At 71.1% G+C, this 17,557-nt stretch carries 18 protein-coding genes; 14 read left to right on the top strand and 4 right to left on the bottom strand.

The window, feature by feature from the left end; genetic code table 11:
- Nucleotides 1-2: 2 nt before the first annotated feature.
- Complete coding sequence (locus tag ACIQWX_RS01900; RefSeq protein ID WP_400864258.1) at nt 3-1,877, bottom strand: N-acetylmuramoyl-L-alanine amidase; 1,875 nt, start codon at nt 1,875-1,877, stop codon at nt 3-5.
- A gap of 454 nt (nt 1,878-2,331) precedes the next feature.
- Between ACIQWX_RS01900 and groES the strand changes: the two genes are divergently transcribed.
- Nucleotides 2,332-2,625 carry a co-chaperone GroES gene (groES, locus tag ACIQWX_RS01895; protein WP_004559922.1) on the top strand — a complete coding sequence of 98 codons (294 nt, stop codon included), beginning with the start codon at nt 2,332-2,334 and terminating at the stop codon, nt 2,623-2,625.
- A gap of 92 nt (nt 2,626-2,717) precedes the next feature.
- Complete coding sequence (groL, locus tag ACIQWX_RS01890; RefSeq protein ID WP_400864255.1) at nt 2,718-4,331, top strand: chaperonin GroEL; 1,614 nt, start codon at nt 2,718-2,720, stop codon at nt 4,329-4,331.
- Nucleotides 4,332-4,438: 107 nt separating this feature from the next.
- Here the strand turns inward: groL and ACIQWX_RS01885 are convergent, their stop codons facing one another.
- Complete coding sequence (locus ACIQWX_RS01885; protein ID WP_026468909.1) at nt 4,439-4,759, bottom strand: WhiB family transcriptional regulator; 321 nt, start codon at nt 4,757-4,759, stop codon at nt 4,439-4,441.
- Between the two features lie 230 nt (nt 4,760-4,989).
- Here ACIQWX_RS01885 and ACIQWX_RS01880 point away from each other — a divergent pair, with 230 nt between their 5' ends.
- The 5 genes from ACIQWX_RS01880 to ACIQWX_RS01860 all read left to right on the top strand — a co-directional run bounded on the left by ACIQWX_RS01880 (nt 4,990) and on the right by ACIQWX_RS01860 (nt 9,793).
- Entirely contained in the window at nt 4,990-5,895 is a 906-nt protein-coding gene (locus ACIQWX_RS01880) for a MerR family transcriptional regulator (RefSeq protein WP_400869354.1), read from the top strand.
- A 413-nt stretch (nt 5,896-6,308) separates the two neighbouring features.
- Nucleotides 6,309-7,163 (top strand): hypothetical protein, encoded by an 855-nt coding sequence (locus tag ACIQWX_RS01875; protein ID WP_400864252.1) that lies wholly within the window; start codon nt 6,309-6,311, stop codon nt 7,161-7,163.
- Between the two features lie 131 nt (nt 7,164-7,294).
- Nucleotides 7,295-7,891, top strand: a complete 597-nt coding sequence (locus ACIQWX_RS01870; protein WP_003073605.1) for a response regulator transcription factor — start codon at nt 7,295-7,297, stop codon at nt 7,889-7,891.
- Nucleotides 7,892-8,278: 387 nt separating this feature from the next.
- The gene (locus ACIQWX_RS01865) at nt 8,279-8,851 is read left to right on the top strand and encodes a sigma-70 family RNA polymerase sigma factor (RefSeq protein WP_026468912.1); all 573 of its coding nucleotides are present in this window, start codon (nt 8,279-8,281) and stop codon (nt 8,849-8,851) included.
- Nucleotides 8,852-9,793: an anti-sigma-D factor RsdA gene (locus ACIQWX_RS01860; protein WP_400864250.1), complete on the top strand. Its 942-nt coding sequence runs from the start codon at nt 8,852-8,854 to the stop codon at nt 9,791-9,793.
- Between the two features lie 55 nt (nt 9,794-9,848).
- Here the strand turns inward: ACIQWX_RS01860 and ACIQWX_RS01855 are convergent, their stop codons facing one another.
- Nucleotides 9,849-10,244 carry a DUF5319 domain-containing protein gene (locus tag ACIQWX_RS01855; protein WP_003073549.1) on the bottom strand — a complete coding sequence of 132 codons (396 nt, stop codon included), beginning with the start codon at nt 10,242-10,244 and terminating at the stop codon, nt 9,849-9,851.
- Between the two features lie 149 nt (nt 10,245-10,393).
- Between ACIQWX_RS01855 and guaB the strand changes: the two genes are divergently transcribed.
- From guaB to ACIQWX_RS01830, 5 genes are all read left to right on the top strand, one after another.
- Nucleotides 10,394-11,905: an IMP dehydrogenase gene (guaB, locus tag ACIQWX_RS01850; RefSeq protein WP_400864248.1), complete on the top strand. Its 1,512-nt coding sequence runs from the start codon at nt 10,394-10,396 to the stop codon at nt 11,903-11,905.
- 51 nt (nt 11,906-11,956) lie between these two features.
- Nucleotides 11,957-12,403: a DUF3574 domain-containing protein gene (locus ACIQWX_RS01845; protein ID WP_400864245.1), complete on the top strand. Its 447-nt coding sequence runs from the start codon at nt 11,957-11,959 to the stop codon at nt 12,401-12,403.
- Nucleotides 12,404-12,477: 74 nt separating this feature from the next.
- Entirely contained in the window at nt 12,478-13,005 is a 528-nt protein-coding gene (locus ACIQWX_RS01840) for a hypothetical protein (protein ID WP_400864243.1), read from the top strand.
- 1 nt (nt 13,006) lies between these two features.
- The gene (locus ACIQWX_RS01835) at nt 13,007-13,489 is read left to right on the top strand and encodes a hypothetical protein (RefSeq protein ID WP_400864240.1); all 483 of its coding nucleotides are present in this window, start codon (nt 13,007-13,009) and stop codon (nt 13,487-13,489) included.
- A gap of 76 nt (nt 13,490-13,565) precedes the next feature.
- Nucleotides 13,566-14,699: a GuaB3 family IMP dehydrogenase-related protein gene (locus ACIQWX_RS01830; RefSeq protein WP_013222686.1), complete on the top strand. Its 1,134-nt coding sequence runs from the start codon at nt 13,566-13,568 to the stop codon at nt 14,697-14,699.
- Here the strand turns inward: ACIQWX_RS01830 and ACIQWX_RS01825 are convergent.
- Complete coding sequence (locus tag ACIQWX_RS01825; protein WP_400864238.1) at nt 14,683-14,877, bottom strand: DUF397 domain-containing protein; 195 nt, start codon at nt 14,875-14,877, stop codon at nt 14,683-14,685. The genes ACIQWX_RS01830 and ACIQWX_RS01825 overlap by 17 nt on opposite strands.
- Before the next feature lie 164 nt (nt 14,878-15,041).
- Between ACIQWX_RS01825 and ACIQWX_RS01820 the strand changes: the two genes are divergently transcribed.
- Together ACIQWX_RS01820 and ACIQWX_RS01815 are read left to right on the top strand one after the other, a co-directional pair.
- Nucleotides 15,042-16,751 carry an FAD-dependent oxidoreductase gene (locus tag ACIQWX_RS01820; RefSeq protein ID WP_400864235.1) on the top strand — a complete coding sequence of 570 codons (1,710 nt, stop codon included), beginning with the start codon at nt 15,042-15,044 and terminating at the stop codon, nt 16,749-16,751.
- A gap of 10 nt (nt 16,752-16,761) precedes the next feature.
- The gene (locus tag ACIQWX_RS01815) at nt 16,762-17,472 is read left to right on the top strand and encodes a maleylpyruvate isomerase N-terminal domain-containing protein (RefSeq protein WP_400864233.1); all 711 of its coding nucleotides are present in this window, start codon (nt 16,762-16,764) and stop codon (nt 17,470-17,472) included.
- Nucleotides 17,473-17,557: the final 85 nt, after the last annotated feature.

The following is a 17,557-nucleotide window of genomic DNA, read 5'->3' as shown; positions in this document are numbered from 1 at the left end:
GTCTAGAACGCCGGGACGATCCGGACGTCGTCCGCCTTGACGAACGCGATCCGGTGCCCGAACTGGATCTGCACGTACTTGAGCTTGCCCTTGACCACGAGGTGGTCGGCGGGGTCGAACGTCACCGCGTAGTAGTACTCGGACCCGACCGTGCCGGCCGACGAGTACTTCTGGCCCGCCGACAGCGTGTACGGCAGCGGCGTGATGGTCTGCACCGGCACGGTCGCCGGGTAGGCCTCCGGTTCGGGGTACGCGCGGCCGTACACCGGCACGGTCGCGAGACCCGGCTTCGGCGTCACGACCCAGCCGATCGCCGGCTTCGCGACCTTCGCGCCGCGCGGGTTGTGGAACCAGCCCTTCTGGCCGAGGTACCAGATCGCTGTCCAGTCGCCGCTGACGCCGGCGACGGCGTACTGCTGCCCGGTCGCGACGCGGCTGCCGACGTCCGAAACGTCCATTGTGGACGGCGTGCCGTCGGTGTGCAGGCCCACGTCCTTCAGCAGCGGCGAAGACTCACTGGGCTCGGAGTGCAGCACCACGGCCTCCGAACCGCGCGGCGCGCACGGGGTGCCGGGGCTGTCGCAGCCGGTGAACGCGGGCTGGTTCTTCGCGAAGTCCGGGTCGATGGTCACCAGCGACGAGCCCGGCAGGCCGAACCCGCCGAGCGGCGCGCCCAGCAGGTCGAAGTAGTGCGACCAGTCCCAGTACGGGCCCGGGTCCCAGTGCATGCCCTTGATCGTCGACGGGATCGTGCCCGGCACGTTGTCGTGGCCGATGATGTGCGCGCGGTCGAGCGGGATGCCGTACTTGCGCGCGAGGTAGCCGACGAGCTTGGCGCTCGAGCGGTACATCGCTTCGGTGTACCAGGTGCCCTTCGCGGCGAAGCCCTCGTGCTCGATGCCGATGGACTTCGCGTTGACGTACCAGTTGCCCGCGTGCCAGGCGACGTCCTTCGTCGGGACGTGCTGGGCGATCAGGCCGTCGTTGGAGCGGATCGTGTAGTGCCAGCTGACGTACGTCGGGTCCTGGGCGAGGTCGAGGACGTTGTCCCAGTAGCCCTCGGTGTCGTGGATGACGATGTGGTCGATCTTCTGGCCGGCCGGGCGGTTGGCCAGGTCGTGGTTGCCGTAGTCGTCGTTCGGGAGTTCCTGGTAGGGCGCCGGGACGGACTCGCAGGCGACGGTCCTTGGACACTCGACGTTCGACGGGTTTCCGGGGTGCTGTGGGGTCGTCAAGTCCGGGGCCGCGGCCAGGGTGATCTGCTGGCCGTCGTCCGTTGTGCGGGAGATGCCGGTCTTGATGGTGTCGTAGACCTCGTCGGCGAACGTCTGGGCTGCGTCTCCGGTCGATCCGCTGTACTTCGCTACCGCGTTGTACCAGTCGGACTGGCCGGCGTGGTACTTCGCCAGGAGGGCTGCGCCGCCTCGGATGTTCTGGGTGGCGTCGGTGCGGAGGGTCTCCGCTTTCTGGCCGGTGAGCTGGGCTGCTTCGTCGACCGTCTGCAGTCCCTGGGGCGGAGCTGCCGGGCCGGCTTGGGGGTGCAGGGCCGGGCGGGCGTCGTCGCCGCGGGGGTCTTCCGTGCCCTCGTCGTGGTGGCTTGTCGCCACCCCGGCCTCGCGGACGTCCGTCAGGTGCATGGGGCCGTAGCCCGCCGACGTGCTGGGCGTGCCGCCGTTCGTGTCCCAGCGGGACTCCAGGTACGAGACGCCCAGGAGGATGTTCTCGGGGACTCCGAACTCGCTCGCTGCTGCTGCGAAGTCTTGTTGGCGCTGGTCGCGGCTGGCCGCTTGGGCTGGTGCGGTGGCCAGACCGGTCAAGAGCGTTGCTGCGGCGATCGCGGCCGTTGTTCTTGGGAAGGAACGGGAGGACATGGGCATAAACCCCCAGGGTTCTGGTGCCAGACGGTGAGAACCTAACCAGAAACTCACTCTGGGGGTAGGGCTGACCTGGTGGTTGGGTTCTCCCCGCTCCTCGTCCTTTCATTGTTCAACACCGGATACCCGGCCTCAAGGGCGCCTTCGGCGTCGCTTCGCGATGAGCTTCGCTCACCCTTGACCCCGGGTCTCCGGTGCTGACTGCGGCTGGGACGAGGGGTGGGGTGGTGTAGGGCGGGCCTGCGGCCCTGTTGACTCGGCTTTGCGTGAAATGGCCGGTCAGGGGTCTTTGGCCGGCGTTTTGGCATGTCGGGTGGACCCTCCTTGCACGACTGGCACTCACGTGGCTAGAGTGCTAATCGCACGGCCCGAACAGCCCCGGCACCCGCGACGGCGGGGGTGGTTGAGCCGTAACCACATCCTGCCAACGCTTTCGACGACCGTGGAGGTCAACCCGGTGAGCGTGAACATCAAGCCGCTCGAGGACAAGATCGTTGTCCAGACGAGCGAGGCCGAGGAGACGACCGCTTCCGGCCTCGTCATCCCCGACACCGCCAAGGAGAAGCCCCAGGAGGGCAAGGTTCTGGCCGTGGGCCCGGGCCGGATCGACGACAAGGGCAACCGCGTCCCGCTCGACGTGAACGTCGGCGACGTCGTCATCTACTCGAAGTACGGCGGCACCGAGGTCAAGTACAACGGTGAGGACTACCTCATCCTGTCCGCCCGCGACGTGCTGGCCGTCATCAACTGACGTCCGCTCGCAGCGCATGACGCCCCGGGCCCCGCACAAACGCCGGGGAGCGGGGCGTCTTTGCGTTCAGAGAAAGGTAAGCGGAACACGCTATGCCCAAGCAGATCAGTTTCGACGAGGACGCTCGTCGCGCGCTGGAGCGCGGGGTGAACAAGCTCGCCGACGCCGTCAAGGTCACCCTCGGCCCGCGCGGTCGCCACGTCGTGCTCGACAAGAAGTTCGGCGGCCCGACCATCACCCTCGACGGCGTGACCGTCGCCCGTGAGATCGAGCTCGACGACCCCTTCGAGAACCTCGGCGCGCAGCTCGCCAAGAGCGTCGCCACCAAGACCAACGACGTCGCCGGCGACGGCACCACCACCGCGACCGTGCTCGCGCAGTCGCTGGTGAAGGTCGGCCTGCGCAACGTCGCCGCCGGCGCCAACCCGACCTCGGTCGGCCGTGGCATCGAGGCCGCCGCGGAGAAGGTCATCGAGGTCCTCAAGAGCAAGGCCACCCCGGTCAAGGGCCGCGAGAGCATCGCCCAGGTCGGCACCGTGACCTCCCGTGACGCCAACATCGGCGCCCTGCTCGGCGAAGCCGTCGAGAAGGTCGGCGAGGACGGCGTCATCACCATCGAGGAGTCGTCGACGCTGGCGACCGAGCTGGTGATCACCGAGGGCGTCCAGTTCGACAAGGGCTTCCTCTCGGCGCACTTCGCGACCAACCCGGAGGAGCAGAAGGCGATCCTCGAGGACGCCTACGTCCTGCTGCACCGCGAGAAGATCTCGGCGCTGGCCGACCTGCTCCCGGTGCTGGAGAAGGTCGTCGAGGCCAAGAAGCCGCTGCTGATCATCGCCGAGGACGTCGACGGCGAGGCGCTGTCCACCCTCGTGGTGAACTCGCTGCGCAAGACGATCACCGCCGTCGCGGTCAAGGCGCCGTTCTTCGGCGACCGCCGCAAGGCGTTCCTGGACGACCTCGCGGTCGTCACCGGCGGCGAGGTCATCTCCGCGGAGATCGGCCGCAAGCTGTCCGACGTCGACCTCGGCGCGCTCGGCAAGGCCCGCCGGATCGTCGTCACCAAGGACGACACCACGATCGTCGACGGTGACGGCGCCAAGGACGCCATCTCCGGGCGGGTCGCGCAGATCCGCAAGGAGATCGAGACCACCGACTCCGACTGGGACCGCGAGAAGCTGCAGGAGCGGCTCGCGAAGCTCGGCGGCGGCGTGGCGGTCATCAAGGTCGGCGCGGCCACCGAGACCGAGCTGAACGAGCGCAAGCACCGCATCGAGGACGCCGTGGCTTCGACCAAGGCGGCCGTCGAAGAGGGCATCCTGCCCGGCGGCGGTTCGGCGCTGGTCCACGCGGTCAAGGAGCTCGAGGGCGGCCTCGGCCTCGAGGGCGACGAGGCGACCGGCGTCCGCATCGTGCGCGACGCGCTGTCCGCCCCGCTGTTCTGGATCGCGACCAACGCGGGCCACGAGGGCGCGGTCATCGTCAACAAGGTGCAGGAGCAGGGCTGGGGCCAGGGCTTCAACGCGGCCACCGGCGAGCTCACCGACCTGCTGGCCGCCGGCATCGTCGACCCGGTCAAGGTGACCCAGTCCGCGGTGGCGAACGCCGCCTCGATCGCGCGTCTCGTGCTGACGACGGAGTCGTCGGTCGTCGAGAAGCCGGCCGAGGAAGAGCCCGCCGCGGCGGGCCACGGCCACTCGCACTGACGTTTCACCGAAAGCGGGGCAGCACGTGTGCTGCCCCGCTTTTCGTGTCCGGAGAGCACGAAGGGCGGCACCCCACCCGGTGCCGCCCTTCGAGGTCTGTGGGGCGCTCAGCCGCCGGACATGCTGAGCGCGCGTTTGTCGGATTTGATGAGGTGCTCCCGCTCGGACTCCGAGAGGCCGCCCCAGATGCCGTACGGCTCGTGCACCGCCAGCGCGTGGCTGCGGCACATCTCCAGGACGGGGCAGCTCAGGCAGACCGCCTTCGCCCTGGCCTCCCGCCGTGCCCGCGCCGGGCCGCGCTCGCCGTCCGGGTGAAAGAAGGACGCGCTGTCCATCCCCCGGCACGACCCTTCGAGCTGCCAGTCCCACATGTCGGCGTTGGGTCCTGGGAGCCTGCGCGTGTCTGCCATCCTGACCGCCTCCGTCATTCGGTCGATGCCGCTAGCTGCTCTGCTGTGGTGCCGATACTCCATTCGGTGCAACGGCGGTAACGTTAGAAGCGCGCCAATAGTTGTTCAAGCGATCCGGCCCGATTCAGCCGTTAGGCATCCCCCGGATGTGTGAGCTGGGATTTCGCCTCCGGTTGCCGACCCCGCGGTCTGCCTGGATATTGAGGCTCGTGGGAGCTGGGTCGGGCACCGAAGAACCCACCCTGCCGGTGGCCTCGGTCGCCCGCCGGCTCGGGGTCGCCCCGTCCACCCTCCGAACCTGGGACCGCCGCTACGGGCTCGGCCCGAGCCGGCACACCGACGGCCGCCACCGCCGCTACGGCACCTCCGACATCGGCCGCCTCGAACTGATGCAGCGGGCGTTGCTGAGCGGCGCGTCGACGGCCGAGGCGGCGCGCTACGCGCTCGAGCAGATGCCGCGCTCGGGACCGCCGCAGCCAGCGGAGCCATCGGAACCCACCGACTCCTCGGCGGCCGACGACGGCCTGGAGGTCCGCTCCCGCCTGGCCCGCCGGCTGAGCACGGCGGCGCTGGCGATGGACGTCGGCGCGGTCCAGCGCATGCTCGCGGACACCATCGACGAGCTGGGCGTCCTCCCGGCGTGGACGGGCGTGGTCGAGCCGGTCCTGTCGGCACTGGGGGCGCGCTGGCGCGGCGCGAGCGCGGGGGCGGAGGTCGAGTACCTGCTGGCGGAGTGCGTGTTCGCGGCGCTGGTCCGCGCGACGCCGGTGCTCGACGAGCCGCGCAACACGCGCCCGGTGCTGCTGGGCTGCGTCCCGGAGGAGCGCGACACGATGCCGATGTACGCGCTGGCGGCGTCGCTGGCCGGCCGCCGCATCGGGGCGCAGCTGTTCGGGGTCCCGCTGCCGGCGGAGGTGCTGGCGGTGGCGGTGAGGCGAAGCGCGCCGGCGGCGGTGGTGCTGTGGGCGCACCGGCGGGGCGTGGCGGACACGCGGTTGTTCGCGCGGGTGTCGCGGGGACGGCAGCGGAGCCGGTTGTTCGCGTGCGGGCCGGGGTGGGACCCGGCGGGGTTGCCGGACCGGGTGGAGCTGTTGACGGATCTGCCGGGGGCGGCGGACCGCATCGAGCACGTCCTGGTCGGCGCGAGCCGGTAGCCGGGTAGCCCGGGAAACGCCTTCCGCGGGTGGTGTCCGTCCGCGCGGGGACGTCATGAACGACCCTTTCACCGCGTCGGAGGTCGTGAAAGGGTCGTTCATGCGCTTTTCCGCCCCGGCCTGCCGGCTGGCGAGACGCAGCGACCGGCGGATTTGCCTGGGGCGGCGGACCGCATCGAGCACGTCCTGGTCGGCGCGGGCGGGTAGCCGGGGACAGCGGTTGCCCACAGCCTGGCCGTGATGTGGACAACCTCGGCGCCAGGAGCGCGATCCGCCGGGTTTGTCGCCCCTCGCCGATAGACTGGACCGGGGTCAGCCCCCAGGGATGGGTGGGGCGCGGTCTCCCGGGCGGCGCGCGCGACTCCGGCCACTTCGATCATGTTTTTGTCGGTGGGACCCGCTACAAAGTACGGGTGCACGAACCCGCCCTCAGGGCCGCCGCGTTCGGGAGCGATCCGCTCCCGGATCCCGCCGTGCTGCGCGGCACCGGCACCGGCAAGGAGCGCCTCCTCGCCGCCGTCGTGCTCGGCGCCCAAGGCCGGTACGCGGCCGCCGCCGCCCTCCTTGGCCCCCTCCGGCACGACAGGGACCCGGCGACAGCCTCCCTCGCCGCCAGCACCCTCGCCTCCCACCGCCGTCAGCTCGGCGGCCACCGGCACGCCCGCGCCCTCGACGGCGAGGCCTTCGCCAAAGCCGTCACCCAGCACACGGACCACGACCCCGATGGCCTCGACGCCGCCGGCGCGCGGGCCGATGCCCTGCTCGGCCTGGCCGCCGACAACCTGGCCCTGGGGCGCCAGCGGGCCGCACGACGGCTCGCCGCCCAAGCCGCTGCTCAGCACGCCGGGTGGCGGGCCTGCGTCCGCGGGGGCTGGGTCGGTGCCGAGATCGAGCTCGCCGCCGGTCACGGGGCCGCCGCCGTGGCGCCCGCCGAGCGGGCTTTCGAAACCGCTGTCGCGCGCGGGGCTCGGCGGCACGCCGTGAAATCCGGGATTGTGCTGGCTGTCGCGCTGGGGGCGGCCGGGCGTCCCGATCACCGGAAGATTTCGGACGGTCTTGTCGGAAACGCAATGGCGACCGCCGAGGAATGCGAACTGCTTTCACTTTTGTGGCCGGCGGCGCTCGTCATGGCCGACCTGCGCCCAGGACACGCCGAGGAGTATCGATTCAGAGTCGCAGAGGTGTTGCACGCAGTGTTACGAAGCGCAGATCCTTGCGGGAGGAGGATCGCGGGGGAATCGCCGTGGGTGCCCGCCCCGGGTGGTTGAGCCGTCGGAATGGGGTGTTCCGGCATCCGGGCTAAGAAACTTCAAAAAAAGCCACCGGATCGTGTCAAGGTTCGGGCTAAAGCGTCCGATAGGGGAAGAGGAATGTCACCCGGCTGCAGGAAGGAAACCCCGTGACGACGGTCTTGATCTGCGACGACCGACGCAGTGTCCGTGAAGGGCTCACCCGAGTGATGTCCGCGGTCCCTGGGGTCAGTCGCATCGACTGCGTAGCGCACGGTGACGAGCTGCTGGCCCGGTACTCCCGTCAGCCCGTCGACGTCGTGCTGGTCGGGACGCAACGCGCGGTCCCGACAGGTGTCGAAGCCACTCGACGGCTCGTCTCCGCGAACCCCCAGGCGAACGTCATCGTCTTCGGCGCCCCGGACGACGCGGGCAGCATCGCCGCCGCGATCGCCGGCGGTGCCCGCGGCTACCTCCGCTGGGACGCGTCCCGGCCGGAGCTGGTCGCCGCACTGGCCCACACCCTGGCGAGCACCTCGGTGCCCGCGCCCCGTCAGCCGTCCGACCCGGGCGTCCAGCTGACCGAGCGCGAGCTTCAGGTGCTCCGCGGGATGAGCCAGGGCAAGAGCAACGGCCAGATCGGCCGCGAGCTCTACCTGTCCGAGGACACGGTGAAGACCCACGCCCGGCGGCTGTTCCGGAAGCTCGGTGTGCGCGACCGCGCGCAGGCCGTGGCCCACGGCTTCCGCCGCGGCCTGGTCAGCTGACCCGTCGCTCTCCCCGTTCCTGACACGGCCGGTTTACAGGTGACGACGGGCCAGGGCGCACCGCCCTGGCCCGTACCTGTGTGGTCCCCATCACACTCCGGCGCCCCTTCGGGCAGCCCCCGGGGCGGAACCCCGCCCCGGACACCGTCCCTCCGACGGATCTCGTACCCGTGACGCCGCTCGCTCGTTGAATCGGCGAAGAAGACCGCGGGTCTGCACGATAATCCGTATTTCCGCGCCTCACGGGGCCGCGGCACGCCCGGGAGCACCGCGCGCGCCGCTCCGCTGGGGGCCGCGGGTACGGTAGCGGTCTCCGGTGCGCGGTGGAGGCGACCACGGGCCGGGTTCTTTGCACACCTACACGTAACACTGGGACTGTTGTCTGCGATGGCCAATGTGGGGGATGGACTGGATGAACCGGTCGCCGCTGCTGTCGAGGGAGATCCCCAGGCAGTGGAGCGGCTGCTGGCTGCTATCCGTCCACTGGTAGTGCGGTATTGCCGCGCTCGGGTTGGCAGGCAGGAGCGATCCTTCGCTTCGGCGGACGACGTTGCGCAGGAGGTGTGTCTCGCGGTGCTAACGGCATTGCCCTCGTACCGCGACCAAGGCCGCCCGTTCCTGGCGTTCGTCTACGGGATCGCCCAGCACAAGGTGGCCGACGCGCACCGCGCGGCGGCGCGCAACCGAGCCGAGCCGGTGGCCGAAATCCCCGACGAGGTCGAAGGCGGGGTCGGCCCCGAGCAGCGGGCGCTGCAAGGTGAGCTGAACGAGCGGATGTCCCAGTTGTTGCAGGTGCTGCCGGACAAGCAGCGGGAGATCGTGGTGTTGCGCGTGGTCGTCGGTCTGTCGGCGGAGGAGACCGCGGACGCGGTCGGCTCCACGCCCGGCGCCGTCCGCGTCGCCCAGCACCGCGCCCTCGCGCGGCTGAGAAAGGTCCTGGCCGCGGAGGAGGTGATCTGAGTGACCGGTCACGAGAAGGGCTACGAGCCCGACGACGTGTTCGGAAGTGGCTTGTCCTCGTCGGAGGCGGAGTTCGCCGCCGACCTGTCGGCCGTCCAAGCGGACGACGCGCTGCTCGACGCCCTCGGCGGGTCCGACCCGGCGCTGGCCGACGGCCTCGGCGACCAGGAGCTCAACGCGTTGCTGGTGGCGTGGCGAAGAGACATCGACAGCGAGCCACTGGCCGAGCTGGTCGACGTCGACACCGCAGTGCGGACCGTCACCACCGCGAGTCTCGCGAAGCAGCACGCCTCGAGCGGACGCCGCCGCAGGCTGCTCGTCCCGGTCGCCGTCGCCGCCGCCGTGCTGGCGATCGCGTTCACCGGCACCGGGCTGGCCGCGCGCTCCGCGCAACCGGGCGACACCCTCTGGGGCCTGGCGAAGGTCCTGTACTCCGATCACACCCGCTCGGTCGAGGCCGCCGCGAACGCGAAGCTCGACCTCGAGAAGGCGAACCTGGCCATCGCCGGCGGCAACCTCGACGCCGCGCGCGAAGCGCTCGACGCCGCACAGGCCGCGCTGTCGCAGGTCAGCGACGAGGACAACCGCGACCAGCTGCTGGAGCAGCACCGGCAGCTCGCCGCGCAGCTCCAGAACCCGGACGCCCCGGTGCAGGGCCCGACCCAGACGACGCCGACGCAGGTGCCGCCCGGCGTCTCGGCGACGCAGATGCCGCCGGCCGGCTCGGCGACGTCGATCCCGGGCAGCGGCAGCGGCACCACGAGCCTGCCGGGCACCGGCACGCCGACCCCGACGCCCCCGCCGCCGACCACCACCCCGCCGCCGCCGACCACCGAGCCGCCGCCCCCGACCAGCACGGCCGCGAGCGGCAACGACCCCGGCACGAACACCGGGCGCAGCGAGTCGTCCGTCGGCAGCCAGAGCGTCGGCGAAGGTCAGTAGGACCACAGCGAAAAGGCCCTGGTGAGGAAACTCACCAGGGCCTTTTTATGCGAGTTCAGTAGGCGCTTTCGTTGGCCGTCACGCCGTCGGCGAAGCCCCGGCAGTAGTCCCAGCTCACGTAGTCGCCGGGGTTCGGGTCGTAGGCCGGCTCGTGCGGGCGCATCCGCCCGTCGGCCAGCAGCTGCTCCAGGCTGGCCCGCAGCAGGTGCCAGTCGTGGTAGTGCGGTTCGTCGCACTCACCGCAGTCGACGACGATCCCGCGGACCCCGCGGGGCTCGAGGAGCGCCTGGTAGACGGCCAGATCGGAGAGGTCGGCCAGCAGCTCGGTGCGTTCGGAATCGCTGATCGGCTCGTCCAGCCGGTCCTCGGGGTCTCCGAAAGCGCGGGCCGGGTCGTCCGGGTCGTCCGCGAACGGGTCTGGAGGCAGGACATCGTGCGCCACGGCCTGCACGGTACCGGGCGGCCCCGGCGGCTCGCCCACCACCCGGGGCGGGGGCGCGCGCCGGATATCATGAGGGGAAGGCTCCGAGTCGCCCGTTGATCTTGATCAGAAAACCAGCGACCCCGCTCATCCCGCGCCAGGAAGGCCCTTCACCCGCTATGACCAGCGAAGGCATCACCGCCCCCGTTCCGGCCAAGTTCGCCATGCTCGGCCTGACCTTCGACGACGTGCTGCTGCTGCCGGCGGAATCGGACGTGGTCCCCAGCGCGGTCGACACGAGCACCCGGCTGACCCGGAACATCACCCTCGGCATCCCGCTCGTGTCCGCCGCGATGGACACCGTCACCGAGGCGCGGATGGCGATCGCCATGGCCCGCCAGGGTGGTATCGGCGTGCTCCAGCGCAACCTGCCGATCGACGAGCAGGCCGCCGCGGTCGAGGTGGTCAAGCGGTCCGAGGCCGGCATGGTCACCGACCCGGTCACCTGCGCGCCGGACGCCACGCTGGCCGAGGTCGACGCGCTGTGCGCCAAGTTCCGCATCTCCGGCGTCCCGGTCACCGACGCCTCCGGCGCGCTGGTGGGCATCATCACCAACCGCGACATGCGGTTCGAGGTCGACCACAGCCGCCCGGTGTCCGAGGTCATGACGAAGGCGCCGCTGGTCACCGCGCAGGTCGGCGTCTCCGCGGACGCCGCGCTGGGCCTGCTGCGCCGGCACAAGATCGAGAAGCTGCCGATCGTCGACGGCGCGGGCAAGCTGCGCGGCCTGATCACGGTCAAGGACTTCGTGAAGACCGAGCAGTACCCGAAGGCGACGAAGGACCCGGACGGCCGCCTGATCGTCGGCGCCGCGGTCGGCGTCGGCCCGGACGGCCACAAGCGCGCGATGGCGCTGGCCGACGCGGGCGTCGACGTCCTGATGGTCGACACCGCGCACGGCCACTCCCGCGCGGTCGTCGACACGGTCGCGCTGCTGAAGAAGGAGCTCGGCGAGTCGGTCGACATCGTCGGCGGCAACGTCGCCACCCGCGCGGGCGCGCAGGCGCTGGTCGACGCGGGCGCGGACGGCGTCAAGGTCGGCGTCGGCCCGGGTTCGATCTGCACCACCCGGATCGTCGCGGGCGTCGGCGTCCCGCAGATCTCCGCGATCTTCGAGGCCGACCAGGCGTGCCGCCCGGCGGGCGTCCCGGTGATCGGCGACGGCGGCATCCAGTACTCCGGCGACATCGCGAAGGCGATCGCGTCCGGCGCGTCCACGGTGATGCTGGGCAGCCTGCTGGCCGGCACCGCCGAGTCGCCCGGCGACCTGATCCTGGTCAACGGCAAGCAGTTCAAGGTCTACCGCGGCATGGGCTCGCTCGGCGCGATGCAGTCGCGGGGCCAGGCGAAGTCGTACTCGAAGGACCGCTACGCCCAGGACGACGTGCTGAGCGAGGACAAGCTGGTCCCCGAGGGCATCGAAGGGCGGATCCCGTTCCGCGGGCCGCTCGCCAACGTCGTGCACCAGCTCGTCGGCGGCCTGCGCTCGGGCATGGGCTACGCGGGCGCGAACACGATCGCGGAGCTGCAGGAGGCCCAGCTGGTCCGGATCACCGCGGCCGGCCTCAAGGAGAGCCACCCGCACGACATCACGATGACCGTCGAGGCCCCCAACTACACCACCCGGTAGTCCGCCCTTTCGAGCATTCCGCTCCTGGTCATGGGCCGCGAAACTCGGCCCATGACCAGGATTTCCCGACGGACGATGGTGGCGGTGGCGGCGGCTGCCTTGCTCGGCGTCGGTGGCGGCGTGGCCGCGTCGGCGGATTCAGCTCCTCCGCAGGCCCAAGCGCAGTCGCCGGGTGAGCTGTGGAAGCGCACCGAGCTGTACTTCGGCACCGGCAAGCCGGACGGCACCGAGGTGACCGATAAGGAGTTCGCCGCCTTCTCCGACCGAGAGATCACGCCGGCCTTCCCGGACGGCTTCACCCGCCTCGACGGCAGCGGCCAGTGGCGTGGCGGCTCTGGCGCGATCGTGCGGGAGCACACCCACGTGATCGTCCTGCTCTACCCGTTCGGCGACCGCGACGCCGAGCGCGAGATCGAAGGCCTGCGCGCCGACTACGAAAAGCAGTTCCAGCAGGAGTCGGTACTGCGTTCGGACTCCGTGGAGAAGGTCTCCTTCTGAGTTCTCGTGACCTAGCGTGCTTACGGTAATCGGTCTATCGCCTTGCGTGCCCGTCGTAGTGTGCACTGAAGGGCATGACGGTCGGCCGCTTCACGCAAGTGCTGCGCAAGGTCTTCTTCACGGCCGTCGCGCTCGTGTCGCTGTTCCTCGGCGGCGTCGTCTGCCTCATGTGCCAGGTGCTGGCCGGCCGTGACGCGCCCACCTACCGCGCCGAGGGGCACGTCGTGTCCCACGAGCGGGGCGCGCTGCCGGTGGGCGGGGACGAGGACGCCGTCAGCCACACCATCGCGGTCGACGCCGGGAACCGGCTCTACCGGATCACTTCCGTCGGCCCCGGCCTGGACCTGCCGGTCGGGCAGCCGGTCGCGCTCGACGTCTCGACGGCGGACGGCAGCATCGCCTACCTGCTCGCCGGCGGTGCCGTGATCGACCTGCGGCCCGGCGTGGTGCGGCCGGTGCTGCTGATCTGCGCGGCCCTGCTCGCGCTGGGCGCGGTCTACTTCGGCGCGGTCCGGCTGCACGTCTACCCACCGGTCGCGACCTGGCTGGCCGTCGCCCTGGGTGCCCTGCTGGCTCCCGTCGCCGTCTTCGTGCGGGTGTGACGTGCCCGTCAGCCTGGCCGCGCCCGCCGCGTGGGCCGTCGCCGCCGGCGCCGGCCTGACCTTCGCGGTCTACGGCATCCTCGAGTCGGCCGGCCCGGTCGAACGCGTGGAAGCCGTGGTCGAGGCGCGGGACGTCTCCCGCTCGGAGTCCGGGACCAGCACCTACCACCTGGTCCTGCGCACGGCGTCCGGCGAGCGCTTCGAGGCCGACGGCACCGAGAAGGGCCTCGGCGTCCGGCCGGGGGCGAACGTCCGGATCGAGATCTCCGCAGTCGGGCGGGAGGTGCAGGCATTGGTGGTCTACCGCCGCCGCATCGGCACGGACGCGGGGGAGGGCTTGGCCTTCTGGGCCGTCCTGCTCGGTGGCGGGGCGCTGGCCGGCGCGCTGTCGAACGCGGCGCGGACCGGGCGGCCGCTGCCCGCCGCGCTGACCACCGTGGCCGGTCTCGGAGCGGGCGTGGCGCCGGTGTTGCTGCTGTTCTAACCCCCGTGCGCGGGTCACCCACGCGGACTAGCGACAATGGGGCACGGCAGATTGTCGTCGTCGGAGGAGGCTTCACGTGCGGGACCTGGTCGAGATCGGGATGGGCCGCACCGCGCGGCGGGCGTATGACCTCGACGACGTCGAGATCGTGCCGTCGCGGCGGACCCGGTCGTCTTCGGTGGTGTCCACCTCGTGGCAGATCGACGCCTACCGCTTCGACCTGCCGCTCGTCACGCACCCGACGGACGCGATCGTCTCGCCCGGCACCGCGGTCGCCGTCGGCGAGCTGGGCGGCCTGGGCGTGCTGAACGCCGAGGGCCTCTGGGCGCGGCACGCCAACGTCGAGGACGCCATCTTCCAGCTGGTCCGCGCCGCCGAGGACCTCGAGGACCCGACGGCGGTCGGCCGCGTGCTGCAGGAGCTGCACGCCGCGCCGATCCGGCTCGACCTGCTGACCGAGGCCATCAAGACCGTCCGCGAGTCCGGCGTCACGGTCGCCGCGCGCGTCAGCCCGCAGCACGCCGCCGAGCTGACCCCGGACCTGATCGCGGCCGGCGTCGAGATCCTCGTCGTGCAGGGCACGATCATCTCCGCCGAACACGTGCAACGCGACGCCGAGCCGCTGAACCTCAAGGAGTTCATCGGCCGCCTCGACGTGCCGGTGATCGCCGGCGGCGTCAGCGACTACCGCACGGCGATGCACCTGATGCGCACCGGCGCCGCCGGCGTCATCGTCGGCCACGGCTACACGCCCGGCGTGACCAGCACCGACCGCGTCCTCGGCATCGGCGTCCCGATGGCCACGGCGATCATCGACGCCGCGGCCGCCCGCCGCGACTACCTCGACGAGACGGGCGGCCGGTACGTGCACGTCCTCGCCGACGGCGGCATGACGGTGTCGGGTGACATCGCCAAGGCCATCGCGTGCGGCGCGGACGCCGTGATGCTCGGCTCCCCGCTGGCCGCCGCGTCGGACGCGCCCGGGCAGGGCCTGTACTGGACGGCGGCGGCCGCGCACCCGTCGCTGCCGCGTTCGCGCGTGGCGGCCGGGCCGGACTACGCCGTCGACCTCAAGACCCTGCTGTTCGGGCCGTCGTCCGACGCGGAAGGCGTGGTGAACCTCTTCGGGGCGCTTCGCCGGGCGATGGCGAAGACGGGCTACTCGGACCTCAAGGAGTTCCAGCGGGTGGGCCTCACCGTCCGGCGGTGAGGTGGTCGAGGAACGCGGCGAACGCGGTCTCGGAGTAGACGAGGATCGGCCGGGGCACCGGGTGCTTGGTGTCCCGCACGCCGACGACGCCGGGACCGGCGCCGATCTCGACGCAGGCGTTCTCCTCGAAGTGGCTGTGGCTCGACTTGCGCCAACCGGTGAGCGTTCGTGGGCTCATCGTGGTGCCTCCAGGGATCGTGTCCCGCTCAGCGGTGATTCGCCGACGTGGACATCGAACACCCAGATAAATACCCACTGTTGTCGTCGGACAAGCGTCCAGAAGGGTGACTGGCCAGTAACTTACCTCTGGTCAGAACCTGGACCCCGGGTTACGCTCAAGGTGTGACTGCCAGTAACACCACCACCAGTGCGGGTGGCCCCGACTACGACGTCGTCGTGGTGGGGTCGGGGTTCGGCGGCAGCGTCGCGGCGCTGCGGCTCACCGAAAAGGGCTACCGCGTAGCCGTCGTCGAGGCCGGACGCAGGTTCGCCGACGACGAGTTCGCGAAGACGTCGTGGGACCTCAAGCGCTACCTGTGGGCACCGCAGGTCGGCTGCTACGGGATCCAGCGCATCCACATGCTCAACGACGTCATGGTGCTGGCCGGGGCTGGTGTCGGCGGCGGTTCGCTCGTCTACGCGAACACGCTGTACCGGCCGCTCAAGCCGTTCTACCGCGACCGGCAGTGGTCCCACATCACCGACTGGGAAGCCGAGCTCGCGCCGCACTACGACCAGGCGAGCCGGATGCTGGGCGTCGTCACGAACCCGTCGCTCACGCCGTCGGACGTCGTGATGCGCGACGTCGCGAAGGACATGGGCGTCGCCGATTCGTTCCACCCGACGCCGGTCGGCGTGTACTTCGGCAAGCCGGGTTCCGAGGCGGCGGATCCGTACTTCGGTGGCGCCGGACCCGCGCGCACCGGCTGCACCGAGTGCGGCTCCTGCATGACCGGCTGCCGCGTCGGGGCGAAGAACACCCTGGTCAAGAACTACCTGTACCTGGCCGAGCAGGACGGCGCGAAGGTCATCCCGCTGACGACGGTGACGTCCGTGCGGCCGATCGACGGCGGGTACGAGGTCTCACTGAAGAAGACCGGCACGACGTCCCGGCGCTTCCGCACGACGATCACGGCCGAAAAGGTCGTCTTCGCCGCGGGCACGTGGGGCACGCAAAACCTGCTGCATCGCATGAAGGACACGGGCACGCTGCCTGGTCTGTCGGGCCGGCTCGGCGAGCTGACCCGCACGAACTCCGAGGCGATCATCGGCGCGGCCCGGACCGACGTCGACGAGAGCCGCAACTTCAGCCGCGGGGTCGCGATCACGTCGTCGATCCACCCGGACGAGAACACCCACATCGAGCCGGTCCGCTACGGCAAGGGCAGCAACGCGATGAGCCTGCTGCAGACGATCGCGACCGACGGCGCTTCGCCGGTCCCGCGGTGGCGGCAGGCCGTCAGCTTCATGGTCAAGCACCCGGTCCAGACGGCGAAGCTGCTCAACGGCTACCGCTGGAGCGAGCGCACGGTGATCCTGCTGGTGATGCAGAGCCTGGACAACTCGATCACGACGTACACGCGGCCCGGGCTGTTCGGCCGCCGCAAGTACACGTCGAAGCAGGGCCACGGCGAGCCGAACCCGAGCTTCATCCCGGCGGGGCACAAGGCGAACGAGCGCACGGCCGACCGCATCGGCGGCATCGCGGGCGGCACGTGGGGCGAGATCTTCGACATCCCGCTGACCGCCCACTTCATCGGCGGCGTCCCGATCGGCGCGTCGCCGGAGGAGGGCGTGATCGACCCGTACCACCGCGTGTTCGGCTACCCGGGCCTGTCGGTGGTCGACGGCGCGGCGATCACGGCCAACCTGGGCGTGAACCCGTCGCTGACGATCACGGCCCAGGCGGAGCGGGCGTTCTCGCTGTGGCCGAACAAGGGCGAGGCGGACCAGCGGCCGGCGCAGGACTCGTCGTACGTCCGGCTGGAACCGGTGGCCCCGAAGAACCCGGCGGTCCCCGCGGACGCCCCGGCGGCCTTGCGCCGGTCCTAAGATCGGGGCCGTGACGACGGCATCGGAGAAGGCGCACGCGCTGCTCGAAGGCGTACGGAAGCTCGACGACGAATGGGCCAGGGCCATCGGTGGCCTCGGTGAACCCGAACTGCGCGCCCCCAGTGCGTTGCCCGGGTGGTCGCGCGCCCACGTCCTTGCGCACCTCGCTCGCAACGCGGATGGGCTGCATAACCTGCTGACCTGGGCGAACACCGGGGTCGAGACGCCGATGTACGCCAGCGCCGAGGCGCGGGACGCCGACATCGAAGCCGGTTCCCAGCACCCGGCCGGCGACCTGCTCGCCGACTTCGTCGCCTCCGCCGGGCGCTTCGAGCAGTACGCCGCCGCCATGCCGGACGACGCCTGGGCGCGCGAAGCCCGCAACCGGCAGGGCGCTCCCGTCACCGGGGCCGTCGTCGCGCGGATGCGGCTGTCGGAGCTCACCATCCACCTCGCCGACCTCGACCGCGGCTACGACCTCGACCGCGTGCTCGGCCTGCTCGGGCCGCTCGCCGACGACGTCGTGCAGCACGCGATCACCTCGCGGGCCGCGCACCTCCCGGCGTTGCGCCTGGTCGCGGGCGGCTCGGAGTGGACGATGGGTGCCGCTCCCGGCGCCACCGTCCGCGGCACGAGCGGGCAGCTGCTGGCCTGGCTCAGCGGCCGCTCCGACGGCGCGGCCCTCGACGGCGCCGTTCCGCGCATCCCCGCCTGGGGCTGAACTGATCTTGATCGCTCTCCGTGTACCCATCAACAGCGCGAACACCGGGGTCCGCCCCTAAACTGAGCGTCCCCGGCAGCGAGGA

The sequence above is a fragment of the Amycolatopsis sp. NPDC098790 genome (assembly GCF_044759945.1).
Classification (GTDB): domain Bacteria; phylum Actinomycetota; class Actinomycetes; order Mycobacteriales; family Pseudonocardiaceae; genus Amycolatopsis.
This window is presented reverse-complemented; position numbering and strand designations above follow the sequence as displayed.

Bases quoted from the DNA above. Each gene is read 5' to 3' on its own strand.
- ACIQWX_RS01845 (WP_400864245.1), top strand. From the start codon at position 11,957: ATGACCAGGATTTCCCGACGGACGATGGTGGCGGTGGCGGCGGCTGCC.
- ACIQWX_RS01825 (WP_400864238.1), bottom strand. From the start codon at position 14,877: ATGAGCCCACGAACGCTCACCGGTTGGCGCAAGTCGAGCCACAGCCAC.
- ACIQWX_RS01900 (WP_400864258.1), bottom strand. From the start codon at position 1,877: ATGCCCATGTCCTCCCGTTCCTTCCCAAGAACAACGGCCGCGATCGCC.
- ACIQWX_RS01885 (WP_026468909.1), bottom strand. From the start codon at position 4,759: ATGACGGAGGCGGTCAGGATGGCAGACACGCGCAGGCTCCCAGGACCC.
- guaB (WP_400864248.1), top strand. From the start codon at position 10,394: ATGACCAGCGAAGGCATCACCGCCCCCGTTCCGGCCAAGTTCGCCATG.
- groL (WP_400864255.1), top strand. From the start codon at position 2,718: ATGCCCAAGCAGATCAGTTTCGACGAGGACGCTCGTCGCGCGCTGGAG.
- ACIQWX_RS01865 (WP_026468912.1), top strand. From the start codon at position 8,279: ATGGCCAATGTGGGGGATGGACTGGATGAACCGGTCGCCGCTGCTGTC.
- ACIQWX_RS01840 (WP_400864243.1), top strand. From the start codon at position 12,478: ATGACGGTCGGCCGCTTCACGCAAGTGCTGCGCAAGGTCTTCTTCACG.